22 protein-coding genes and 2 other RNA genes are annotated in these 24,230 nt (G+C 57.6%); 7 read left to right on the plus strand and 17 right to left on the minus strand.

The features are described from left to right. Positions 1 to 33: 33 nt before the first annotated feature. A complete protein-coding gene (locus tag C4N23_RS11085) occupies positions 34 to 2,040 on the minus strand; it encodes a fructose-1,6-bisphosphatase (protein ID WP_112146055.1) in 2,007 nt (668 codons plus the stop codon). A gap of 135 nt (positions 2,041 to 2,175) precedes the next feature. Between C4N23_RS11085 and C4N23_RS11090 the strand changes: the two genes are divergently transcribed. The 5 genes from C4N23_RS11090 (at position 2,176) to C4N23_RS11110 (ending at position 7,586) form a co-directional block, all read left to right on the plus strand. After that, positions 2,176 to 3,093, plus strand: a complete 918-nt coding sequence (locus C4N23_RS11090; RefSeq protein WP_112146057.1) for a radical SAM protein — start codon at positions 2,176 to 2,178, stop codon at positions 3,091 to 3,093. 78 nt (positions 3,094 to 3,171) lie between these two features. Continuing rightward, positions 3,172 to 4,470: a DUF262 domain-containing protein gene (locus C4N23_RS11095; RefSeq protein ID WP_112146059.1), complete on the plus strand. Its 1,299-nt coding sequence runs from the start codon at positions 3,172 to 3,174 to the stop codon at positions 4,468 to 4,470. Further along, on the plus strand, positions 4,455 to 5,564 hold the full coding sequence (locus tag C4N23_RS11100; protein ID WP_112146061.1) for an AAA family ATPase: 1,110 nt from the start codon (positions 4,455 to 4,457) through the stop codon (positions 5,562 to 5,564). The genes C4N23_RS11095 and C4N23_RS11100 overlap by 16 nt, the downstream gene beginning before the upstream one ends. Before the next feature lie 15 nt (positions 5,565 to 5,579). Continuing rightward, positions 5,580 to 6,341, plus strand: a complete 762-nt coding sequence (locus C4N23_RS11105) for a hypothetical protein (protein ID WP_112146063.1) — start codon at positions 5,580 to 5,582, stop codon at positions 6,339 to 6,341. A 156-nt stretch (positions 6,342 to 6,497) separates the two neighbouring features. Then, positions 6,498 to 7,586: a sugar kinase gene (locus C4N23_RS11110; RefSeq protein WP_097839412.1), complete on the plus strand. Its 1,089-nt coding sequence runs from the start codon at positions 6,498 to 6,500 to the stop codon at positions 7,584 to 7,586. 175 nt (positions 7,587 to 7,761) lie between these two features. Here C4N23_RS11110 and C4N23_RS11115 read toward each other — a convergent pair whose 3' ends face one another. From C4N23_RS11115 to pta, 16 genes are all read right to left on the minus strand, one after another. Then, entirely contained in the window at positions 7,762 to 9,435 is a 1,674-nt protein-coding gene (locus C4N23_RS11115; RefSeq protein WP_181567121.1) for a sensor domain-containing diguanylate cyclase, read from the minus strand. 134 nt (positions 9,436 to 9,569) lie between these two features. Next, positions 9,570 to 10,364, minus strand: a complete 795-nt coding sequence (locus C4N23_RS11120; protein WP_112146068.1) for an ABC transporter ATP-binding protein — start codon at positions 10,362 to 10,364, stop codon at positions 9,570 to 9,572. Beyond that, positions 10,357 to 11,298, minus strand: coding sequence for an ABC transporter permease (locus C4N23_RS11125; protein ID WP_112146070.1), 942 nt, complete (start codon positions 11,296 to 11,298; stop codon positions 10,357 to 10,359). The genes C4N23_RS11120 and C4N23_RS11125 overlap by 8 nt, the downstream gene beginning before the upstream one ends. A gap of 99 nt (positions 11,299 to 11,397) precedes the next feature. Next, positions 11,398 to 12,429 (minus strand): ABC transporter substrate-binding protein, encoded by a 1,032-nt coding sequence (locus C4N23_RS11130; RefSeq protein ID WP_055191117.1) that lies wholly within the window; start codon positions 12,427 to 12,429, stop codon positions 11,398 to 11,400. A 160-nt stretch (positions 12,430 to 12,589) separates the two neighbouring features. After that, positions 12,590 to 13,336 carry a YkgJ family cysteine cluster protein gene (locus C4N23_RS11135; protein ID WP_112146072.1) on the minus strand — a complete coding sequence of 249 codons (747 nt, stop codon included), beginning with the start codon at positions 13,334 to 13,336 and terminating at the stop codon, positions 12,590 to 12,592. A gap of 88 nt (positions 13,337 to 13,424) precedes the next feature. Further along, positions 13,425 to 13,598 carry a glycosyltransferase gene (locus tag C4N23_RS14150; protein ID WP_207657360.1) on the minus strand — a complete coding sequence of 58 codons (174 nt, stop codon included), beginning with the start codon at positions 13,596 to 13,598 and terminating at the stop codon, positions 13,425 to 13,427. Positions 13,599 to 13,656: 58 nt separating this feature from the next. Continuing rightward, positions 13,657 to 14,565, minus strand: coding sequence for a glycosyltransferase family 2 protein (locus C4N23_RS11145; RefSeq protein WP_112146075.1), 909 nt, complete (start codon positions 14,563 to 14,565; stop codon positions 13,657 to 13,659). A gap of 20 nt (positions 14,566 to 14,585) precedes the next feature. Then, positions 14,586 to 15,353 (minus strand): DUF4422 domain-containing protein, encoded by a 768-nt coding sequence (locus tag C4N23_RS11150; RefSeq protein ID WP_112146078.1) that lies wholly within the window; start codon positions 15,351 to 15,353, stop codon positions 14,586 to 14,588. Positions 15,354 to 15,447: 94 nt separating this feature from the next. Then, positions 15,448 to 16,521, minus strand: coding sequence for an EpsG family protein (locus C4N23_RS11155; RefSeq protein ID WP_181567122.1), 1,074 nt, complete (start codon positions 16,519 to 16,521; stop codon positions 15,448 to 15,450). Between the two features lie 239 nt (positions 16,522 to 16,760). Next, positions 16,761 to 17,109: a transfer-messenger RNA gene (ssrA, locus tag C4N23_RS11160) on the minus strand. A 65-nt stretch (positions 17,110 to 17,174) separates the two neighbouring features. After that, entirely contained in the window at positions 17,175 to 17,657 is a 483-nt protein-coding gene (gene smpB / locus C4N23_RS11165) for an SsrA-binding protein SmpB (RefSeq protein WP_055191129.1), read from the minus strand. 110 nt (positions 17,658 to 17,767) lie between these two features. Beyond that, positions 17,768 to 18,367 (minus strand): recombination mediator RecR, encoded by a 600-nt coding sequence (gene recR, locus C4N23_RS11170; protein ID WP_055191131.1) that lies wholly within the window; start codon positions 18,365 to 18,367, stop codon positions 17,768 to 17,770. A gap of 19 nt (positions 18,368 to 18,386) precedes the next feature. Further along, the gene (locus C4N23_RS11175) at positions 18,387 to 18,725 is read right to left on the minus strand and encodes a YbaB/EbfC family nucleoid-associated protein (protein WP_055191133.1); all 339 of its coding nucleotides are present in this window, start codon (positions 18,723 to 18,725) and stop codon (positions 18,387 to 18,389) included. 20 nt (positions 18,726 to 18,745) lie between these two features. Next, the gene (dnaX, locus tag C4N23_RS11180) at positions 18,746 to 20,620 is read right to left on the minus strand and encodes a DNA polymerase III subunit gamma/tau (protein ID WP_112146082.1); all 1,875 of its coding nucleotides are present in this window, start codon (positions 20,618 to 20,620) and stop codon (positions 18,746 to 18,748) included. 77 nt (positions 20,621 to 20,697) lie between these two features. After that, positions 20,698 to 20,797, minus strand: an RNA gene (gene ffs / locus C4N23_RS11185) — signal recognition particle sRNA small type. 227 nt (positions 20,798 to 21,024) lie between these two features. Next, positions 21,025 to 22,050, minus strand: a complete 1,026-nt coding sequence (pta, locus tag C4N23_RS11190) for a phosphate acetyltransferase (protein ID WP_112146084.1) — start codon at positions 22,048 to 22,050, stop codon at positions 21,025 to 21,027. Positions 22,051 to 22,237: 187 nt separating this feature from the next. Here pta and C4N23_RS11195 point away from each other — a divergent pair, with 187 nt between their 5' ends. Together C4N23_RS11195 and C4N23_RS11200 are read left to right on the plus strand one after the other, a co-directional pair. Further along, the gene (locus C4N23_RS11195) at positions 22,238 to 22,804 is read left to right on the plus strand and encodes a uracil-DNA glycosylase (RefSeq protein WP_112146087.1); all 567 of its coding nucleotides are present in this window, start codon (positions 22,238 to 22,240) and stop codon (positions 22,802 to 22,804) included. Positions 22,805 to 23,041: 237 nt separating this feature from the next. Beyond that, positions 23,042 to 24,133 carry a hypothetical protein gene (locus C4N23_RS11200; protein WP_112146089.1) on the plus strand — a complete coding sequence of 364 codons (1,092 nt, stop codon included), beginning with the start codon at positions 23,042 to 23,044 and terminating at the stop codon, positions 24,131 to 24,133. The last annotated feature ends 97 nt before the right edge of the window (positions 24,134 to 24,230 follow it).

Here is a 24,230-nt window from a genome sequence, read left to right on the forward strand (position 1 = left end):
AAACTTCGACAGACTGCACGATACAAACCGCCCTTACCAGACGCAGTCTTCGCAGTGGGTTTCCTTGATCCAGCCCAACTGATAGGCTTTGACGAGCTGTTTCAGGTCATGCACGCGCTCCCGCAGCACCTCGCCCTCGTCGGTCTCCTCCACGAGGATGCGGTGGTTCTCGGTCTCCAGAATGTTTTTCTGGGAAATGATATCGATGTTCTCGTTCACGGCCTTTTCGGCGCTCTCGAAGGGCTGATGGGTGCGCAGGGACATGGTGCGGCTGGAGTAGACCAGCGTATACCCCGCGATGCCGGTTTTGTCGTGGTAAGCGCGGCAGAAGCCGCCGTCGATAACCACGAGCCGTCCCCCGCCCTTGATGGGGCTCTCGCCGCTCTTTTCGCGGACGGGAACATGACCGTTGACGATGTGGTTCGTGCCGGGCAGACCGAACTCGGCCAAGATGCGGCGGCAGGCGGCCTCCTCGTTATACCATGTATAATAGGGGTCCTTGATTTCCTCATAGGTGGCGGGGTCGGCGATGTAAATGCGCTCAAAGGTGGTCATGGCGCTGCGGCCGAACAGCGGCGACAGCTTGCCGCACCACAGATACCACAGGAAATCCTGTCCGCTCTGGCGGGCGGCAGAGCCCTCCGGCGCAAAGTAGCCCCGGCGGGCACGCTCATCGCAGTAATCCATCAGGGCACGGCCGGAATAGCTGTGGCCCTCGAACCGCTCCACGGCGAAGCTGCCGTTTTTGGTCATGGGCACGACGCCGTGGTAAAGCAGGTTGCCGTTTTCAATGTGGTAGACGCTGCCCTTGGCGTACAAAAATTCAATGTGCTGCTGTAATTTCTCGCTCTGGCGGAAGGACTGCACGAGCTTATCCAGCACCACCTGCTCGTCGGGGTTGAGCTTGGCGGGGTCGGCGGGGTCCACGGTGGGGAAGCTGGTATCCCGCAGGGGGTACTCCTTGCCGCCCACGGTGACGGTTCCCTTTTCCCAGTCGATGCGGCGGAGGAAATCCCGCCCCTGCATCTTGAAATCGGGGTTGCGGTCGATGACGCGGCACTCCATCTTGAGCATCAGGATGGTGACGGCCTTGTGCATGACGGCGCAGCGGTGGAGCATACCGGGGGTGTAGGGGCCGCGGGCCGCGTCGGTGTGGGGTATCCAGAGGGTCAGGTCGTCATCGCCATAGAACTGCTCGGCCATCCGCTGCAAGTGACGGAGGTTGATGCCGTAGCAGTCTTCCAGCATCCCGTGGTTGTGGTAGGCCAGCGTCGTTTTCAGCACGGTGCAGATGCAGATGGGGCTGCCCGCCGCAGCGCCCATCCAGACGACATCGTGGTTGCCCCACTGGATATCGACGTTGTGGTGGCGCATGAGCAGATCCAGAATGATATCGGGGCGGGGGCCGCGATCAAACAGATCACCGACGATATGTAATTTATCCACGGCCAGCCGCTTGATCAGCTCACACAGGCGGACGATGAATTTATCGGCCCGGCCATTCTCGATGATGCTGCCGACGATCTGGCCGTAATACAGGTCTTTGTCGTGATCCTCGAAGTGGGCATGGAGCAGCTCGTCCAGAATGTAGCCGCAGCTGACGGGCAGACACCCCCGCACATGCTCACGGGTGTGCTTCGAGGAGACCAAGCGGCAGATGTCGATGAGCCGCAACAGGGTCGTGGTGTACCACTGTTCCAGCTCGTCCTCGTCGGCGCAGCGGGCCTTGAGCTGAGGCAGCTTCTCGTTAGGGTAATAGATGAGGGTGGCCAGCTCCGCACGGGCTCCTACCGGGATGGTGTCCCCCAGCACGATATCGACCTTTTCCCGGATGACGCCGGAGGCCGAGTTCAGGATGTGGACGAAGGCTTCGTTTTCGCCGTGCAGGTCGCTCATGAAGTGCTCGGTGCCCTTGGGCAGCTTGAGCAGCGCCTGTGTGCTGATGATCTCGCTGGCCGCCGCCGCTTGGGACGGGTAGTCCCGCGCCAGCAGAGACAGATATTTCAGGTGATCTCGGATCTCTTCGTTTTCGGTACGCATGGCTTCCTCCCAAAAATTATGCAGTATTCTTTCACGATATGAAATATTCACCCATAGTATACCACAACTGCGCCCGAAAATGGTATAATAGAAGCGAGCAATTTGTTCGAAACTTTTGCAAAGGACTTGGATAGTATGCCGAAAACCTTCCCCTTCGCCCCCAAAAACTGTACGCTCTGCCCCCGGCAGTGCCATGCCGACCGCGCTTCCGGGCGGATCGGCTTCTGCGGGGCCGGCGGCACCTTAAAGGCCGCCCGCGCCGCCCTCCACTTCTGGGAGGAACCCTGCATCAGCGGCACACGGGGCAGCGGCACGGTGTTTTTCTCCGGCTGCACCCTGAAGTGCTGCTTCTGCCAGAACTACCCCATCAGCGCCGAGGGGCTGGGCAAAGAGATCACGGTGGAGCATCTGGCCGAGATCTTCCTCGACCTTCAGGCGCAGGGGGCCCACAACATCAACCTTGTCACCCCCGGCCAGTGGCAGCCGTGGATCATCGCGGCGCTGGACGAAGCCCGCGCCAAGGGGCTGCACCTGCCCATCGTCTGCAACACCGGCGGCTACGAAACGCTGGACAGCATCGAGCGCTGGCGGGGGTACATTGATATCTGGCTGGCCGACCTGAAATATGTTTCCTCTTCCCTCTCGGCGGAGCTTTCCGCTGCACCGGACTATTTCGCGGCGGCGAAAGCGGGCATTGAGGCCATGATGGCCCAAACCGGCCATCCGGTCTTCGACGCAGACGGCATCCTGCAAAAGGGCGTCATCCTGCGCCACCTCGCCCTGCCCGGCCATGTGGACGACAGCTTCGCCGTCCTCGACCAGATGGCCGCATGGAACCGCGCGGACCCCGGCTGCTTCCTGCCCAGCGTCATGAGCCAGTACACTCCCTTCTACAAAGCCGCCGACCACGGCATCGGCCGCCGCATCACCACCTACGAGTACCGCCGGGTGGTCAACTACGCCATGGACCTCGGCCTGACCGACGGCTATATGCAGCAGAAGAGCAGCGCCAAGGAAGAGTATACCCCCAGCTTTGATTTGACGGGGATTTGATTGGATTTTTCTTGTGTTTTAACCGACGCATGTTATAATAAAGTAAATTGTTTTTACTTTAAATGGAGGGCGTGCACTGTGATAGACAGCGTGTATCAAGATCGTATATCTCAAATTGTCAAGATCGCGCAAGAAAGCAATCATATTGTCAGCCAACAGATTGCTTTTGATATTTTGCAAGATAAGGACAATCACTTGACCGTTGAAGAATTCGAACAAGCTTCAAATGACCTGCGCGCAAAGGGAGTTCAAATCACTTCTTTTGAAACCAGTGAGGATTATCCTGATGACCCCTCTAGTGCACCCACCTTTATTCCTGCAGATGTGCATATCCAAACCAGATCCGTTAATGTCGACGCCATTTTGGATCGTCTGAATTATAATGAAATCGACTTGAAGCCGCTTTTTCAAAGGCAGGGCAATTTATGGTCCATGCAGCAGCAGAGTCGTCTGATCGAGTCTCTGATGCTAAAGATCCCCCTTCCTGCATTCTATTTCGATGCAGCCGATGAAAGCTCATGGGTAGTCATTGATGGCCTTCAGCGTCTTACTGCATTCCAGAATTATCTGATGCCTTCCGAAAAGGATAACGACCCTTCTAAAACTCCGCCTTACAGATTAGAGGGGCTTCAATATTTGACGCAATTTAACGGAAAGACATTCTCAGAACTCCCACGGCAGTATATTCGCCGCATCAAAGAATCTCAGTTGGTGTTATACTTGGTCGAACGCGGGACGCCGGATGAAATCGTCCGCAATATCTTCCAACGCATCAATACCGGCGGCCTTACGCTTTCGGAGCAAGAAATCCGACAAGCGCTTTATGAGGGTGACGGAACGAAATTGACGGAGGAACTTGCAAAATCCGAATCGTTCCTGAATGCAACGCAGAACGCTGTTGAAACAGATCGTATGACCGACCGGGAGTACATCAATCGATATCTTGCTTTTACTCTGTTCGACTACGAAAAATGTTACAATGGCAATATTGACAGCTTTTTAAGCTATGCACTAAAAGAACTGAAAAAATGTTCCCCCGGAAGACTCGATCAAATTCGCTCTGATTTTTGCCATACGATGGATCTATGCGCTTTTCTGTTTGGAAAGTATGCTTTTCGGACGCAAAACAAGGATTGGCGGCGCGGGCGTCTCAACAAAGCGCTGTTTGAAGTATGTTCGGTTTGTTTTTCTCGTCTGTCCGCAGAAAAAGAAAGTATTCTTCGCGCACATTCTTCGGATTTTTTGAAATGCTTTCATGACCTTCTGCAAAAAGACGAATACCGCAACGCTTTGCGCGGCGGCGATAGCTCTGCTGTACGTCGCCGCATTAACATGACACAAGAATTTCTGGAGGCATTTATATGCTCGAACGAATAAAGCTCGAAAACTTCAAATGTTTTAAATCTCAGGAAATTCCTCTGGGCTCGATTTCCATTCTGACCGGTCTCAATGGCATGGGAAAATCTACCGTTTTGCAAAGCCTTCTTTTGCTTCGCCAATCCGCCGAAGGCGAAACCATTAAGTCTCTAAAATTGAACGGTCGATACATCAAGCTTGGCAATGGGCAGGATGTTCTTTACGAAAAAGCCGCTTCCGATGAAATTACTCTGGCCTTTTGGGAAAACGGAATTTCCCACTCCTATTCCTTTGCGTACAACGCAGAAAGCGCCGTTTTGCCGTTAAAGGATCCCCTTGATCCGGCTCTTGCCCCACAAGACTCTGTACTTTTCGGGAACCGTTTTCTTTATCTTTCTTCTGCTCGAATCGAGCCACAGCCAGATTATCACACCATTGATGACCCCATGCAGTTGGAAAATCACGAATTCGGTGTAAATGGTGAGTTTTCTTTGCAATATCTTGCAGAGCACTCTGGTGATCCTATTCTTTGCACTAAGGCAATTCGTTCTTCTCAACCCGGTGCCCGAAGCAATTCATTGATTGACCAGCTTCAACTTTGGTGTAATGAGATCTCTCCCGGCGTCTCTCCCCGTGTCGTTGTTGACAGTTTGCGGCGCAGTGTCGATTTGACTTATGATTATCGCGAAGGCAATGATCGCTCCGGTACCTACAAAAGCGTCAATGTCGGCTTCGGAATCACTTACGTGCTCCCCGTTTTGATTTCACTTCTCTCATCTAGACCCGGTGACCTGATTCTGATCGAAAATCCAGAAGCGCATATTCATCCGCGCGGTCAACGGATGCTCGGTGAACTTCTTGCGCGTGTTGCTGCCAGCGGGATTCAGGTGATCGTTGAAACTCATAGCGATCACATTTTGAATGGTCTCCGCGTCGCCGTAAAGCAAAAGCACATTGAAAGCAGTAATGTCTCGATCGCGTACTTTTCACAGAGTCAGAACAATGATTACGCACATACCGTTGTTTTCCCGAAAATGTTCCCATCCGGGCAGATCAGCGAGTGGCCTGCTGGATTTTTTGATGAGTGGGAAAACGCTTTATTGGACTTATTATAAGAGCAAGGACGAAAAATGCGTATTGGGATAAACGATCTTTCATTTTTTTATTCCTTTGAAAATTTTCATGATGCTTTGGAAGCACTGCATCGGTACGCAACGATCTGCTTTCAAATCAAAAAAGCCGCCAAAAATAGAACCTACTCCAACTTGGAGGAATCTCCTTTTATCACCGCACCACGCAAGGATACGGGATTTGAACTTGTGAAGGGTTTTCCGCTTCGCAAGCTGCTTGCTTTGATTCCGGACCCCAATGAAAGGATTTTGCTCAGTACGATTCTTTCAAACTCTGCTACAGCTGATTTTTCGGATTTCCCTTTTCTTTTTGATGGAAACACTTCTTCCATTTGTGCCTACGCTGCTGAAAATGGTGGTTTTGTCGCCAGCCTCTTATCACACGATCACTTTATCGCTCCAGTTTTGACCGGAACGCGCAGAGGCATGGATTGTACCCTGAAAAACATTGCAACCGTTCAGCACCTTCAGGACTATGAGATTGCCTTAGGTCGTCGTATTTATCAGGCCAACAGTGGAAAACATAAGTCCTCCCGCTTTAACCCTTATGGAAAAGGTAAGGTCGCCAGTCCCATGGATCTTACCGATGATGAAGCGCAAGATCTTTTAAACCGCTCCGTACCTATTGGGCAGCGCTTCTATGGAAAGCGAAACGGAAAATATTATACATTCAATTGCACGCAGAACAATATCTATCACGGCTATCGAAGCGATGATCTATCGGAAGACATTCGCTCCCAAATAGACCCCATTTTCACGTAAAGCTTTTTTCGTCACCCTCCACAAAAATCCCCGCTTATTTTCTCTTTTCATCCGCGGCATTTGCTTGCTATCTGCTTCGGGGTGCGGTATAATGGATACAACAATGTGTTCTCACATCGTTACGGTATAAAGCAACGACTTTTTAGGAGGAGCGTTATGGAACACTACAATCCGATCCTTGGCAGCGAGGCCAACGGCCAGAAGTTCATCACCTGCGGTGAGATCATGCTGCGCCTGACCCCGCCGAACTACGAGAAGATCCGCATGGCATCCAGCTTCGAGGCCAGCTACGGCGGCAGCGAGGCCAATATCGCTTTGGCTCTGGCAAACCTTGGCGTGGACAGCACCTTCTTCAGCGTAGTGCCCAACAACAGCTTGGGCAAAAGCGCCGTGCGCTGGCTGCGCTCCAACGATGTCCACTGCACCCCCATGATTCTGACCGAGCCGGACGAGACCCCCTCGAACCGCCTTGGCACCTACTATCTGGAGACCGGCTATGGCATCCGTGCCTCCAAGGTCATCTATGACCGCAAGCACAGCGTCATCACCGAGTACGATTTCTCGCAGGTGGATCTCGACGCTCTGCTGGACGGCTTCGACTGGCTGCACCTGAGCGGCATCACCCCGGCGCTGGCCCCCAACTGCCGCGGCCTCATCATCGACATGCTCAAGACCGCCAAGAAGAAGGGCCTGACCGTCAGCTTCGACGGCAACTTCCGCTCGACGCTCTGGACTTGGGAGGAAGCCCGCGACTTCTGCACCGAGTGCCTCCCCTACGTGGATGTGCTGCTGGGCATCGAGCCTTACCACCTGTGGAAGGACGAAACCGACCACTCCAAGGGCGACTGGAAGGACGGCGTGCCCCTGCAGCCCAGCTACGAGCAGCAGGATGAGATTTTCCAGCACTTCATTGAGCGCTATCCCAACCTGAAGTGCATCGCCCGCCATGTGCGCTACGCCCACAGCGGCAGCGAAAACAGCCTGAAGGCCTTTATGTGGTACGAAGGCCACACCTTCGAGAGCAAGCTGTTCACCTTTAACATCCTCGACCGCGTGGGCGGCGGCGACGCTTTTGCCAGCGGCCTGATCTACGCCATGCTCCACGATTACAAGGCCATGGATATGATCAACTTCGCCGTGGCCAGCAGCGCCATCAAGCACACCATCCACGGCGATGCCAACATCACCGACGATGTGAGCTCCATCCGCAACCTGATGAATATGAACTACGATATCAAACGCTGAGTTTCGCCCCCGCGCTTCCGTCTGCCGGGAACCGACCATTGCGCGTCGGCTCCCGGCTTTTTTATGCCGCAATGTGAGGCAAGAAAATAACGGTTCTAAGAAAAAAGCAGCGCCCGCATGGAGATCTCCCGGCGGGCGCTGCTTATTGTATCTTATTGGATTCCGAACGATTTGCCTAAACGGAAGGCCGCGCAGAGCGCTTCTGGCGTTCCTTTTCCCTGTACATCCGGTCGTCGGCTTCGCGGAGGAAGGCAGGCAGATCTTCGACCAGCGGCTGCCAGAACGAGCCGATGGCGGCATCGACGCCGTGGCGGACAAGGGCTTCCCGGAGCTGGTGCACCTTGTCGGCAAAGTCCTCCTGCCCGATGGGGCAGCGCAGCACCACGAACTCATCGCCGCCGATGCGGTATCCTTCGCCGGGGAAGACTTCGTTCAGGGCGTCGGCGGTGCGGCGGATGAGGGCATCCCCGGCCTCGTGGCCGAAGCGGTCGTTGCAGTGCTTGAGACCGTTCAGGTCCATGTAAATGCCGCCGATCTCCCTCAGCGTCCCTTTCTCCCAGCCGCTCAGGTTCTCCATGTAGCGGTTGCGGTTGGAAAGGCCCGTCAGCATATCGATATAACAGAACTTATACAGCCGCTCCTGCGTCTTTTTCTGCTCCAGACTGTTGGTCACGAAGAACTGGATGGAGGACAGCAGCGTGGCGTCTCCCACATGCTCCTTGGGGTTGTCTACCCCCAGAAAACCGGTCACGACATGGTCTCGCAGCAGCGGCACCGCCAGCAGCGAATGAATGTTCTGGGGTGCCAGCACGTCATAGATGAGCTGGCCCTTTTTCTGTTCGAGGTCGGGCAGGAAGTAGACGCCCTCCCGCTCAAACGCTTCGATCCACTCGGCCACTGCTTCCAGCGGGACTTCCTGCAGATTGTCCTTTTCCTCGCTCACGCCCTCCCGCACCGCCTCGTGGGTGTTGACGATGACGTTCCGCTCCCGGTCCAGTTCGAAGATATAGCTGCGGTCGGCGGCAAAGTAATCGCTGATGACCCCCAGCAGCTCGTTGGTGGCCTTGTCGAGGTCCCGCCCGCCGGTGGAAAGCTTCTCCACGCAGCGGTTCAGCACCGTGGCGATCTCCAGCTTTTCGGCGATCTGGGCTCGGCTCGTTTCCAGCCGGAGCATCGCCTCGTTCTGCTCCTTGATGGAGACCAGAAACATCAGGACCATCGCAACGCCGATGGCCAGATCGACCAGCGCCAGACCGTAGTGTACGATCTGGATCGAGATCGCCAGCAGCGGCAGCACCAGATAAGACCCCGTTGCCAGAAACATGCCGCGGCTGATGCGTGCCCTGTATTGCAGCAGCAGACTGCCGTCCAGCGCCATGGCCACCACCGGAACGATCATGGAAATGGGATACCCTGCGCTGCGGTGGTAGACATTGGACGCATCGAACGTATAATACAACCCGGTGAACTGCGATACGACCACCAGCGCAAGGCCCACACAGCAAAGGGCCCGCACCACCTTCACCCGCTTGAGGGCTGCGTTTTCTTCCGGCGTCAGGAGCATTGCACAGATGTAGTAGTGAAAAAACAGCAGCGTCAGTTCCACGAGAAAAAAGTTGAGAAAATTGCTGATGCGGACCATCCAGAACCCCAGCAGGTCCGGTCTGCCCCGGAACAGGTTCGTCATCGCATCCCAGAACAGCAGAACCGATGTCGAGACCTGCATCCGGTAGATCCAGTCACGCTTCACCGTCCGATAATATTTTGTGATCCAGAAATACAGACTCGACACCGCACAGAACAGACTGCCCCATAACAGAAGCACACTGTTTATGATCTCGCGGCTCATCCGGTCTCCTCCTTTCATGGAGTTTTTGAAATCTACCCTTATTGCACACGTTTTCCCTTACGATTGCAATCCGGGCGCAGAAAAAGGGCGTTCCTCCCATTTCCGGGCGGAACGCCCTTTGTGTTATGATCCCATCAAGACAGGATCATCCGGTCGTTGGCGAACTCACCGCCGCTGGCGATCTGGAACTTGGCCAGCAGGTCGGAGACCTGCAGCTTCTTCTTCTCCTCGCCGGAGACGTCGTAGATGATGTGGCCCTCGTACATCATGATGAGGCGGTTGCCGTACTTGATGGCATCCTTCATATTGTGGGTGATCATCATGGTGGTCAGATGGTTTTCTTCCACGATCTTGGCCGAAAGGGTCAGCACCTTGAGCGCGGTCTTGGGGTCCAGCGCAGCGGTGTGCTCGTCCAGCAGCAGGAGCTTGGGCTTGTTCATGGTGGCCATCAGCAGGGTCAGAGCCTGACGCTGGCCGCCGGAAAGCAGACCCACGCGGGCGGTAAGGCGATCCTCCAAGCCGAGGTCGAGGCTCTTGAGCAGCTCGCGGTAGCGCTCCCGCTCCGCCTTGGTGATGCCGATGCGCAGCCCGCGCCGCTTGCCGCGGCGGGCCGCCAGCGCAAGGTTCTCCTCGATCTGCATGGTGGCGGCGGTGCCGGTCATGGGGTCTTGGAAAACGCGGCCGATGTAGGCGGCACGCTGGTGCTCGCTCAGCTTGGTCACATCGATGCCGTCAATGAGGATCTTGCCCTCGTCCACGGGCCAGACACCGGCCACCGCGTTCAGCATGGTGGACTTACCCGCGCCGTTGCCGCCGATGACGGTGACGAAGTCCCCCTCGTTCAGCTTCAGGTTCAGGCCGTTCAGCGCGGTCTTCTGGTTGACGGTACCGGCGTTGAAGGTCTTGGATACGTTCTGGATCTCAAGCATTTTTTGCACCCTCCTTCTTCTTGGCGGTGGGCTTGGCAAAATACTTGCCCTTCCAATACGGCACCGCGAGGAACACGGCCACGACCGAAGCACTGAGCAGCTTGAGGAGGTTTGCGTCAAAGCCGAGGGTCAGCACCAGCTGGATGACGATGTAGTAGATGATTGCGCCCAGCGAAACGGACACGAGCTTGAGGGCGAAGTTCTGGAAGATGCGGCCAAATACGGCCTCGCCGATGATGACAGCGGCCAGACCGATGACGATGGCGCCGCGGCCCATGCTGACATCCGAAAAGCCCTGATACTGGCTCAGCAGCGCACCGGACAGGGCCACCAGACCGTTGGACACGGCCAGACCCAGCACCACGTTGAGGTTGGTGTTGATGCCCTGTGCGCGGGACATGGCTGGATTGGAGCCGGTGGCGCGGATGCCGCAGCCCAGCTCCGTGCCAAAGAACCAGTACAGCACACCGATCAGCACAGCCGTGACGATGATGACCATGATGATGGGGTTGTGCAGGGCGAACTCCTTGACCCAGCGCAAGGAGATGAGCAGATCGTACTTGTCCACATTGATGGACTGGTTCGCCTTGCCCATGATCTTCAGGTTGATGGAGTAAAGGGCCAACTGGGTCAGGATACCGGCAAGGATGGCCGGGATGCCCATAAAGGTGTGGAGCAGACCGGTGACAAGGCCGGTGGCAAGGCCGGCCAGCAGCGCGATGAAGAGCGCCGCCCAGACGTTCATGCCGGAGAGCAGACACATGACGCAGACCGCGCCGCCGGTGCCGAAGGAGCCGTCCACGGTCAGGTCTGCCACGTCAAGGATGCGGTAGGTCAGATACACGCCAATGGCCATGATGCCCCAGATGAGGCCCTGCGCACAGGCACCGGGCAGCGCACCGGGCAGATTGGCAAGTCTAGCAAGCAGTTCCAAAATAAAACCTCCAAACGATACACTTTTTTAGGACACCAAAGCGGAGAAGAGCCAAAAATCGCCCTTCTCCGCTGTATTTCAGATGTTTATCCGAGGAATTCAGCCCTCGATGGCCTCGTAGCCTTCCGGCACAGTCACGCCCAGATCATCGCAGATGGTCTTGTTGTACTTCTTGGTCACGCTGGTGTACTCGATGGGCATGGTGGAGATATCGGCCTCGCCGGTCAGGATCTTAGCTGCCATCTCGCCGGTGGTGTGGCCCAGATCGTAGTAGCTGATGGACAGGGTCGCCACGCCGCAGCCCGCGCAGATGCCCTCCTCACCCGCGAAGACGGGCTTCTTGGCCGGGCGGCAGATGCCGTCCACAATGCCGGTGTTGGCGGCAACGGTGTTGTCGGTGGGAACATAGACGGCGTCGTTCTCGTCGGCCGCCTTCTGGCAGACGGAAGCGAGGTCGTTGGAGTCGGAGAAGGCGTACTGGGTGGCGGTCACACCGGCAGCTTCCAGATACTTCTGAACCTCATCCACCTGATACTGGCTGTTGGCCTCAGCGGAGCAGTAGAGCAGACCGACCTTCTTAACGTCGGGCAGCCACTCGGTGATCATCTCAGCCTGCTGATCCAGCGGAGCCAGATCGGAGGTGCCGGAGACGTTGCCGCCCACGGTGCCGTCGAAGTCGGTCAGGCCCAGCGCCACGCCGTACTCGGTGACGGAGGTGCCCAGAATGGGGATGCTGTTGGTGGCTGCCTGTGCCGCCTGCAGGGCGGGGGTGGCGTTGGCCATGATCAGATCCACACCGGCGGAAACAAAGCCGTTGGCGATGGTGGCGCAGGTCGCGGAATCGTTCTGTGCGTTCTGGAAGTCGAACTTCACGTTGTCGCCGAACGCCTCAGTCAGGGCGTCCTCAAAGCCCTGCGTAGCTGCGTCCAGCGCCGCATGCTCGACCAACTGGCAGATGCCGACGGTATAGCTCTGGCCGTCCGCAGCAGCGGAACCGGCAGCGGAGGCCGCGGAGGAAGCCGTGGAAGAAGCTGCGGCAGAGCTGGAAGAGCCGCCGCAAGCGGTCAAGGCTGCGGCAGCGCCGCAGACAGCGGCGGCAGACAGGAACGAACGACGAGTGATTTTACGCATAATCATTACTCCCTCAATTTTACATTTCGCGGCCACAGGCTGCCGCGGGAAAGCGTTTTGACAAGCGGTTTTTCTCGTTCCGCTTTACACTCGTGAAGTATAGCACATTTCCTGCCCGAATACAATCCGGCAACAACCTAAGTTATCGATGGAAGTAATTTTATTTATCAGTTTTTTCGATTGATTCACGAAAACGAACGTTCCTTCGCTTTTGCAGTGCGGACAGTTTTTCCAGTTCTGCGTCCAATCCGCGCAGATTTTCTTCCAACTGGGGCAGAAAGGGCGCGGCGAAGTCGTACCGATAATAAAGCGCTTGCCAGAGTTTTTGCTGCACCCGCCGGATAAACACCGGCTCGAACACCGCTTCCAGCGCCTCCACCCGGTCTTCCAGCGCCATGCACACCTGCGCCCAGCGCACATCCGTAGCCTCCCGCGCCGGGATGTCGTACCGGGCCAGATAGTCCCCCACTTTGGCTGAGATGACCTGCCCGCCGCAGGAGGTCGGCTGCAAAAAGTAGCTGACGCTCCCCTCTTTGGTGATCTCCTGCGCCAGCGGGTAGAGCGCGCAGACCAGCGGCTCGGCGTCATGGATGGCGCAGCGGCTGTGGGTCAGGAAGGGGCAGTTGTTCCCCTCCTCCCGCACCGGGGCCAGCCGCAGCACGGGCAGACGGCTCACCACCCCGATGGACGCCTTGCAGAACGCCCGCGCCACCGTCCGGGGCGGCAGACGCAGCCGCGCCGCGATCCGCCACAGGTCAAACCCCGACAGCACGATGTCCTCCCGCCCCCGGCAGCAGTCCCCGCACCCCGCGCACGCAAACGAAAACCCTTCGTCCCGCCCAAGCAGCGGCACCTCGCGCGTAAAATCCACCCGCCCGCAAAGGTCGAGCTGCGATTGTTTGAGCATAGAGCGGCCTCCTTTGGCTCCTGAAATAGAAGTTTCCTCTATTATACAAGAAAACCGTCCGTGTGAAAACACACAGACGGCAAATGTTTTAGAATCCTTCTTTTTCGGCTGTCGGCTCGGTCAAAAGCTCCGGGCGGTACTCTCGCAGGATGTTGACGGCTGCTGCTACAGGCTGGTCGATCATACTGTCCAGACAGGGCCGCAAATAGTCCTCCACATTGTAGACCGGAATGATGACCGATATTTTAGGTGTTGTCGTCAATGAATCCTCTCTCATTTCCTCGTGCACTCTATTCCACTTCCTCAGCAAGCCCGCCATTTCAAATCCGTTCCTGCTTCGGGTAAAACGCAAGTCCCTTCCCCACGCCGCACAGGAGCACGCCAAGCCGTTTCAGCCGGTGATCTTTTGCGCGGGTCAGCACCCATAAAAAATCCCGCCCGCGCTTGGCAATGTAATAGGCGATGCCCTTTGCCCCCTCGCGGCGGTAAATATAGGCTTCGTTGCGGAAAGCCAGTTTATAGCGGCCCAGACGCTCCACGGAATCCACCGCCAGATTGCTTCCGCTGTTGTTTTTCATAGCATGGATGACGCGGCTCTGGCCCACCACATAGCACGGCATTTTCTCCCGTATCGTGATGCGCCGGGTATATTCGATATCATCACCCCAGATAAAGAACTCTTTGACGGGCAGACCCACTGCGTGGATCGTTTCCGCTTTCAGGAACAGCGAGACAAATGTCGCCTGTTCCGCCAGCAGAATGCCATCCCGCAGCAGCTCGATGCGGTCATAGAAGTTCTTCTTGATCTTGGGGCGGTTCATGCGGCATTCCCTGCCGTCCGTCCAAAGCGCCACACTGCTCAGCCAGCCATACTCGCCCTGCAAAAGACGGTCTGCATCCAGAAGCTTCTCCAAAGCCACTGGTTCCGGGAAGCAGTCGTCGTCCATGACCCAGACGAAGGCATAGCCTACTTCTACCGCCCAGCGCATCCCAAAATTGAAGCCGCCAGCGCCGCCGAGGTTCTCGCCCGTGTTCCGGTAGAAGATCGACGCATCGTGTTGCGCCGCACGCTGCACAAGGGCTTGGGTATCGTCCGTGCTGGCATTGTCCACGACCAGAATATCACAGGGCATCGTCTGCTTTTGCAGAGACATCAGACATTGCCGCAGCATCTCTGCGCGATTATAGGTCACGACCACTGCCGCGACCCGATCTTTTATTTCGTCCATTGGTTTTGTCATTTTTACTTTTACGTCCAGTTTTTCCGAAACTTGCGCTCAATAAATGCCATGCCCTTTTTCAGCCAATGCTGGCTTTCCATGAACACCACCGGCATTTCGGTATAGGAAATATGATTCGTCTCGACCCACACATCCAGCAGCCGCTCCGAAAGAAAACCGAAGACGCGCTTGTTGTATTCATCGTACTCCGACAGGTTGATCTGCCGCTCCGCACGATCCAGAACATCAAAGAGCCATGTACAGTAGTGATCCAGCAGATCCCGGCGCATAATGAACATATTGAACCGGTGCCCTGCCGTCCGCTCCATCACATCGTCGAACGCGCGGACATACTCCGGGTAACGCTCTTCCAGAATCGACCGTACAAGATCCATATCTTTTTTATGGTGCGCATGGGCATACTGCGAATAGGTCGTCTCGATCCAGTAATTTCGCTTTTGCGGCAGGATCACCGGCGCCTTTTCCAGTGCCTCTTCGATCTGGGAACGGTTCGCGATCCGGCTTTCCTTGCGGAGCGCGAACCGCTTTCCGGCAAAGTAGCGCCGGTAGTGGACCAGCCCAATGCAGTCCGCGTCCAGATTTTTCCACGCCCAATAGAGCGCCGTCATCTCGCAATAGTACTTGTTCTTTGCGGAAATATTCTCCCCGGTATCGTCACGCAGAGCATTTTCCATTCCGGGGATCCGGACCCCGCCCACCTGAATGGGAGCATAAATATTTTCTCCCGGCAGTGAATACGCCTTGTGCATCGCCACCAGTATTTTAATTTTCTGCATTCCTTTATGTTCTCCCCAATCAGTCCGCACTTCTAGCCTCATAACAGTACTATTTTAGATTATATCATGCTTTGGGCTTCCTATCAAGCCCGAATCAGCGTTCCAGCACACAATAAGGAAGCACACCATTTTTATTATAGATTCCCACAGCCACCAGTGTTTCCAACGCAAAAGCGACCGCCAGCGCCGCCGTCATCAATTTGCGGCGTTTGGAGTCCTCTTCTGCCCGCAATGCTTCCGGCAGAAGCAGAAACTGCGGTGCCGCGTAATAGTAATTGACCCGCTTCATCAGCGGCAGCACTCCGGAAAAAGCCAGCGCCAAAGTTCCGAGGAGTGTCATATTATACCAGATCACGTAATACGGGTTCTCCACCTTGGCTTTGGCCCAGTAATGACCGCAGAAAAGCAGCACGCACAGATTGATGGCAAAGAACATCCATTCAAATCCGTCCTTTGACCATGCCGAACCGAGATAGCGGGCATAGTAAGCCAGCCCGACGCGCGGCATGAGCCACGCAGCCAGCGCTCCCAGCGGACCGGAGAGCACCAATGTCACCCCCACCGCCGCAAACGCACAGCGAGGCTTGACCTCGATGCGGCAGAGAAAATAGCACGGCAAAAGCAGCACCGCCGTTGTGTGAAAAAACATTGCCGCCGCCACGCAAATCAGAAACGGAAGCAGCCGCCGTTCCCGGATGAAGCGGACGGCGACCAGACCAATGCCAATTGCAACGTACTGCCGGATGATGTTCAGGCTCAAAAAATAATTGCTGGTCGCCACATAAAGGTAAACTGCCAGCACCGGGCTGCTGCTTTGGGTAAAAATCGCATAGAACACGCAGCCCGCCACGAGAGTCGAAGTGAGAACGATCACCACGCGGAAGTTTCCATTCAGCCAAACGCCCAGTTCCATCAAGGCGCGATACCCCGCCTCGCTGTTATCCAGAACGACGCGGAAAAATTCCGCCGCTTCCTGCGTAGTTCCGGGCAGCCCCCACTGGCTCAGCCATGGCAGGAGCGGGCCAAACAGTTCATCCCGCAGCGCCTCTCCCCCGCCGCCTCGGATCCATTGCAGCTCCCGGAACTCCGGCAGGTATGTATAATAAAAGTCTGTGCCGACACCCCAGCGGGCCGCACTCACGATCAGCAGCGGCAATGCGCAGATCATGTTTTGAAAAAACGCCTGAAGTGCTGTTTCCTGCACCATCTGAGCCTGTAGTCTTTTTTGTCTGTGCCATGTCAAAAGGCAGGACAGAAGCGTTGCCGCCGTATAAATCAGCATCGTACCTCTCCGATTTTTCTCATATTGGATCACAAATATTTCTCTTGGAACATTTTTGCCAAAAAGAAAGCCCCCGAAAGGAAACGATCACTCGTTTTCTTTCGAGGGTTCGTCCGCGCTGCGGATGGTGGAGGCGATGGGAGTCGAACCCATGTCCGAAAGGAGTTCAGTGTAGGTGTCTCCGGGTGCAGGCGATCTACAACATTCCCGCCGCGTCACGCCGATCGTCAGGCTAACGCTTTGGTAGCTTCATGAGTTCCTGCCGGTCCGCAAAGCTTAGGTCCGTTCAGGTGCTGTGTCTAAAGGACGCCCCGGCCCCACACGACACAAGAGTGGGCGGAACGCGCAGCACTCAGGCTGCGAGCAACTGATAATTGTTGTTGTCAGTTAATTTTTTGGAGGAGTTTAGAGCAGGTCCCCCGCTGCTACCCGCTGCCCAGACCTCGCTCCCCCCGTCGAAACCTTTACGCCCCCTTATAACGCACACCTTGCGATGTGCGGAAAAGCGAAAAGATCCTGCGGCAGGAAGTCTGCCTGAATCAATAGTAGACGCCGTTGGATTTAACGGCCCGGTCGATGGAGCGCTTTGCGTCGCGCTTGGCGGCGTCGGCACGCTTGTCGTAGAGCTTTTTGCCCTTGCACAGGCCCACTTCCATCTTGACGCGGCCATGCTTGAAGTAGAGCGAAAGGGGCACAAGGGTGTAGCCTTGCAGCTTGCACTGCTGGTGCAGCCGCCGGATCTCGCTCTTGTGGGCCAGCAAACGCCGCACCCGCATGGGATCCTGATTGAAGATGTTGCCGTGGTCGTAGGGGGTGATGTGCATCCCTTTGACCAGAAGCTCGCCGTTTTCGATATCGACCCAGCTGTCCTTCAGGTTGACGCCGCCGGCGCGGAGGCTCTTCACCTCGGTGCCCTTCAGCTCCACACCTGTTTCCAGCGCTTCCAGAACAAAATATTCGTGGCGTGCTTCACGGTTTGTGGCGATGGTCTTCGTCGCCGGACGCTCTTTGGTCGGTGCCATGGGCACGCCTCCCTTCTGCTCTGGTATCGTCTTGTTAGTATATCATATTTTTATGGTTTTGCAAGGCCCGTTTTTGAAGAAAGTGTAAATTCTTCCCAAAAATCAGGCCGTCACAGTTCCCCGCGACCGGACAAGGCCCGGTACAGGGTCGTTTCGTCGGTGTACTCCAAGCTGGCACCCACCGGCAGACCGTAGGCCAGCCGGGTGGTCTTGATGCCCAGCGGCTTGATGAGCTTGGCCAGATACATGGCGGTCGCCTCGCCCTCGACGGTGGGGTTCATCGCCATGATGACCTCTTTTACCTCGCCGTCGCCCAGCCGGGCCAGCAGCTCCTTGACGGTGAGCTGCTCGGCGCCGATGCCGTCCATCGGGCTGATGAGGCCGTGGAGCACATGGTACATGCCGTGGTACTCGCGGGTGCGCTCAAAAGCCTGTACGTCGCGGGGGGTCTCCACCACGCAGATGATGGAATGGTCCCGCTTGGCGCTGGCGCAGATGGGGCACAGCTCGGCCTCGGTGTAATTCTGGCAGACGCGGCAGCGATGGAGCTTGGTGTGGGCGTTCTGGATGGCACCCGCCAGCGCGGCGGCGTCCTCATCCGACATGCTCAGCACCTGATACGCCATCCGGGTCGCGCCCTTGCGGCCGATTCCCGGAAACTTGCCGAACTCTTCGATCAGCTTTTCCAGCGGGGCTGCATTATAACCCATGACGATCCCTCCTGCCGGATCAGAGGCCCGGAATGTTCAGGCCGCCGGTCAGCTTGCCCATCTCGGCTTCCGCCGTCTCGTCCACCTGCTTGACGGTGGCATTGATGGCCGCTGCCACGAGGTCTTCCAGCATTTCGATGTCGTCGGGGTCCACGGCTTCGGGCTTGATGGAGATGCTCAGCACCTCGTGCTTGCCGTTCATCTTGACGGTGACCATCTCACCGGAGGCGCTGCCGGTGTACTCGGCGGCTTCCAGCTCGGCCTGTTTGGCCTTCATGTCATCCTGCATCTTCTGTGCCTGACGCATCAGGGCGTTCATATCGGGGCGGCCAAAACCTGCGGGCATTCTTGCTTTCATAGTGGGTTCTCCTTTTTATATTATCGATTCTTTTTCGCGGAATCCTCAATGCTGACGTCCAGCCCCAGCTGCTCCAATTTGTGCAGCGACTCCTCGGCGTTGGCCGAGGGGCGGTGGACATTCTTCGGCTCGTATGGGCCAATGGGCACCGCCACGCCGGACACCTGCGCGATCAGCTTTTTGATGAGCCGCTGGCTGTCCTTGTTGGCGCGGATGAAATCCCGGAAGGTCTTTCCTCCGTCGATCAGCACACGGGTGCCGTCGAAATAGCCCTTCGACTTCTTCAGATAGGTGTAGAGCATGGGGTCTTTTTCTTGCAGCAGCTTGACCACCTCGCCCCACTGTGGGAAGGGGTTGATGCCCTCCGCCGCCACCTTGCGGGGCGTGTTGAGCTTGGGGTCTGCGGGGTTCGCCGGGGCGGGTGCCGTCGGCTGCGGCCGGGGTTCCGGCTGCGGAGCCGGTTTTTGCTCCTGCACCGGCTGAGTGAGCTGGGCCGGTTCGTCCCACGGCAGCGGGGCTGCGTCGGCGACCGGCGGCTCTTCTGGCAGCGGAGGCAGGTCGTCCTCCACAGGGGCTGGGACGCTTTCCTGCGGCGCGGGAGCCGACTTTGCTGGCTCCTCTGCCACGGGTGCTGCCGGTTCCGGCTGCGAGGTCGGAATGGTCGGCTGCTGGACCGGCTCCGGAGCGGGCGCAGTCGGCGCAGCGGGTTCGCTGGCAAAGGGCTGCACCGGAGCCGTCGCAAAGGGACGGGGTGCCTCCGGCTGGGGAGCCGCTGCGCGGGCCGGTGCGGCAGCTGCCGCATACACCGGCTGCTGGGCCGGTTCCGACAGGCTGAACAGGGCCAATTCCAGCTCGATCCGCTGATCGCTGCCGCGGGTCATGTGCTCCAAGGCGTTGCCCAGCGTGCGGATGGCACGGATGGCCTCCCGCTGGCCCAGATGCGGCCCTTTTTCGAGGTACTGTGCCTCTTCCTCCGGCGACACACCGGACAGCAGCGTCTGCCCGCCGGGCAGCGCCGCCAGCATCAAAGCACGGTAATGCGCGATGAGCTCTTCGGTCAGCCGCTTCACGTCCACCGACTGCTGGCGCAATTGGGCCAGTTGAGCCAGCGCCGCCGCCGCATCCTGCGCCTCGATGGCGTCCGAGATGCGGAACAGGTAGCTCCGGTCAGTGACGCCCGCCATCCGGCGGACCACATCGGCGTCCACCTTAGCCGTCACGCCCGCGCAGGTGTCCAGAATGGACAGCGCATCGCGCATGGCGCCATCGGCCAGCCGGGCGATCAGCTCTGCGCCGTCGCCGGTCAGCTCCAAGCCCTCCTGCCCGGCGATGTACTCCACCCGCTTGGCGATATCTTCGGGCCCGATGCGGGTGAAATCATACCGCTGGCAGCGGGACAGGATGGTGGCGGGGACCTTCTGGATCTCCGTCGTCGCCAAGATGAAGATCACGTGGGCGGGCGGTTCTTCCAGCGTTTTCAGCAGCGCATTGAAGGCTGCCGTGGAGAGCATGTGCACCTCGTCGATGATATATACCTTATATTGGCACGCGCTGGGGGTGTAGGCGGTCTCGTCGCGCAGGTCGCGGATGTCATCCACGCCGTTGTTGGACGCCGCATCCATCTCCACCACGTCAAGGATGCTGCCGTTGTCAATGCCGCGGCAGATCTCACACTCGCCGCAGGGGTCTCCGTTGTGGGGGTGCAGACAGTTGACCGCCTTGGCGAAGATCTTGGCGCAAGAGGTCTTGCCTGTGCCGCGCACGCCGGTAAACAGGTAGGCGTGGCCCACTCTCCCGGTGGCGATCTGGTTGCGCAGCGCCGTCACGATGCCGCGCTGGGCCACCACATCCTCGAACCTCTGGGGTCTCCACTTGCGGTATAACGCGCGATACATCCCGCTTCTCCCCTTTCTGCAATAAAAAACGGACAGCGCTGACGGGGTTTGACCCCCGCCTTGCGTAGCTCGACATACGAATGCAGGCTGACTGAAACGCACGGGGCACACCGCTTAAGGCTGCTTGGTTCCCCACCTGACCTGGTTCACGGCGGCCCCATCGTACAGGGCCCGCATCCGTATGTCGAACCGCGCAGCAGGCGCTGTCCGACAAGGCACAATTCGTGCTTGATTATTATAGCATGTTTCCGGGGAGATTGCAAGTAGAAATAGTGCGGCGGGGGAAGCCAGCAGGATGTCGGGTGGTCTCCTATGTCCTGCCCCACCCCGGAGATGCGGCAGATACAGCAAAAAGCCCCCGCCGGGCGTACCGACGGGGGCAAAATCGCTTGATTCAGAGAGACTCAGGACTGGCAGGCAGTGATCAGGCTCATCTTATAGACCTCGTCGGCGTTGCAGCCACGGGACAGGTCGTTGATGGGAGCGTTCAGGCCCTGCAGGATGGGGCCGTAGGCAGCGTAGCCGCCCAGACGCTGTGCGATCTTATAGCCGATGTTGCCGGCCTCGATGCAGGGGAAGATGAAGGTGTTGGCCTGACCGGCGACCTTGCTGCCCTTGCACTTGACCTGTGCAACTTCGGGGGCAACGGCTGCGTCAAACTGCAGCTCGCCATCGACAGCCAGCTCCGGGTCCATCTCCTGTGCCTTGATGACAGCATCGTGGCTCAGGGCGACGGTGCCGCCCTTGCCGGAACCCTTGGTGGAGAAGCTCAGGACAGCGACCTTCGGGTCGATGCCGAACAGCTTTGCGGTCTTGGCCGTCTCAACGGCCACCTCAGCCAGCTTGGAAGCAGCGGAGACCTTGACCTCGCCGGTCGCCTTATCAATGGTATCGGTGTAGTCGATGTTGACAGCGCAGTCGCCCATGGCAATGCGCTTCAGGCCCTCTTCGCCGCCCTCGCGGTCCAGAATGAAGCAGGAGCTCACCAGATGAGCGCCCTTCTTGGTCTTGACCAGCTGCAGAGCGGGGCGGATGGTGTCGGCGGTGGAGTAGGTAGCGCCGCCCAGCAGACAGTCGGCCTTGCCCATCTTGACCAGCATGGTGCCGAAGTAGTTGGACTTCTTCAGCAGAGCGGTGCACTCCTCAGCGGTCTGCTTGCCCTTGCGCAGCTCGACCATGGTGTTGACCATCTCATCGAAATCGGCGTAGTTCTCCGGATCAATGATCTCGGCAGCGGAAATATCAAAACCACCGGCGGCAGCGGCAGCCTTGCACTCAGCCTCGTTGCCCACCATAACGACCTTCAGCACGCCCTCAGCCAGCAGCTTGCTTGCGGCCTCCAGAATGCGGGGGTCATTGCCCTCGGTAAAAACGATCGTCTTGGGGTTCGCCTTCAGCTGGGCTACCAGCGGTGCAAACATATCAGCCATTGTGATTACCTCCGAAATTACTTTGCAATATGATAGGGCACCACAGATGTGCCCTTCTTTTTTATTTTAGCACAGAGTCTGGAAACTTCAAGACAAATCCGAAATTTTGTGGTATATTTTGTAGGAAGAAATCCCGCGATCAGTTGTTAAGAAATTGTCATTTAGTTTGTGAGAGGTTTAACGAAATATGGATTGGGAAACACTCCGGGCCAACTGCCTTTCCTGCCGCAGCTGCGGCCTGTGCGAGACCCGCACGAATGTGGTGTTCGGCCAAGGCTCCGAACACGCCGAGGTTCTGTTCGTGGGCGAGGGCCCCGGCCAGAGCGAGGACGAGCAGGGGCTGCCCTTCGTGGGCCGCAGCGGGCAGCTTTTGGATAAATATCTGTTCGCCATCGACCTTGACCGCAGCCAGAACTGCTATATCGCCAACATCGTCAAATGCCGCCCGCCGAAAAACCGCGATCCGCTCCCCGCCGAGAGCGAAGCCTGTATGCCGTGGCTACGGGAGCAGTTCCGCCTGCTGCGGCCCAAGATCGTGGTCTGCCTTGGCCGCATCGCCGCCCAGCGGATGATCCGGCCCGACTTTTCTGTGACCAAGGAGCACGGCACCTTTATTGAGAAGAACGGCATCCTCTTCATGGGCACCTTCCACCCTGCCGCCCTCCTCCGCCAGCCCCAGAACAAACCGGAAGCCTTTGCAGACTTCGTGGCGCTACGGGATAAAATCAACGAAGTATGTGAACATACCTACTAAGCTGTATAAGGATAGCTTCTTCTTCCTACAACCTCTCCGTCAATGCTCCGCATTGCCACCTCCCCTTGTAGGGGAGGCCTTGGCAGTCCCCGCAAGGTAAACGGTTTCGCCAGAGGCTCCCCTACTAGGGGAGCTGTCGAGCGGCAGCGAGACTGAGAGGTTGTACGAAGACGTACCTTTCCTTGTAGCATTCACCCCACATTTTGCATATCCTAAAGCAAAAGTGAGGTGTTTTCCATGACGAATCTTCGAAGCGATTCCGTTGATTTTTTCCTTGGGGCTACGACGCCCGCCGGGTTCAAGGGCTATTTTGAACCGCTGCGCCACGAACCGGGGATGCAGATGTATCTCATCAAAAGCGGGCCGGGCTGCGGCAAATCGACCCTGATGAAGCGGCTGGCCCAAGCGGCAGAACAGCAGGGTCAGCCCATTGAAAAGATCCACTGTGCCAGCGACCCCGACAGCTTGGACGGCGTGGTGTTTCTGCAAAAGCACGCCGCCATCCTCGACGCCACCGCACCGCATGTGGTGGAGCCGGATGCCCCCGGCGCGGACGAGATCGTGGTCAGCCTGTACCACACCATCGACGCCGAAAAACTGGCCGCCCACCGGGACGAGGTGAAGGCCCTGTTCGCCCGGAACGCGGCGCTGCGGGGCCGGGCGGCGCGGTATATCGCCTCCGCCGGGAGCCTGATGCTGGACAGCCGCCGGGCCGAGGCGTGCAGCGCCAACTTTGAAAAAGTGCGCCGCTACGCGAAGCGGCTGTGCACCCGGATGCTGCCCCGTCTGCCGGAGCCGGCCCGCGCCAGCGAGGAGCTGCGGCTGCTGTCGGCCATCACGCCGAAGGGGCTGGTCTTCTTCCACGGGACGGTTCAGGCGCTGGCCGACCGGTACGTGGTCTTCCGGGACGATTACGGGGCGGTGTCCCGGCTGCTTCTGGAGCTTATCCGGGCCGAGGCGCTGGCGCGGGGCTACCACATCATCACCTGCCCCTGCGCCATGCACCCCGAAGACCAGATCGACCACCTCTTCATCCCGGCTCTGCGGCTGGCCTTTTTAACGGATAACCACTGGCACCCCATCCATATCCCCGGCGTTCAGGCTGTGCGCTGCACCCGCTTCCTTGACCGGGAGAATCTGGCTGGATTCCGCGCCCGCCTCCGCTTCAACGAGCGGGCCGCTGCAGAACTGCTCGACCAAGCCGTCGCCCTCATGGCCCAAGCCAAGAGCTGCCACGATGAGCTGGAGACTTATTACCGCACCTCGGTGGATTTTGAAGAGGTGGAGCGGCTGACCAAAGAAACTGAGCAGAAAATTTTAAGGAATTAACCTCTCCGTCATCGCTCCGCGATGCCACCTCCCCTAACGAGGGGAGGCCTTGGCAGTCGGATGAAGCTTACTGGATACGCCAGAGGCTCCCCTACTA

The organism is Faecalibacterium hattorii (genome assembly GCF_003287455.1).
Taxonomy (GTDB): Bacteria; Bacillota; Clostridia; order Oscillospirales; family Ruminococcaceae; genus Faecalibacterium; species Faecalibacterium hattorii.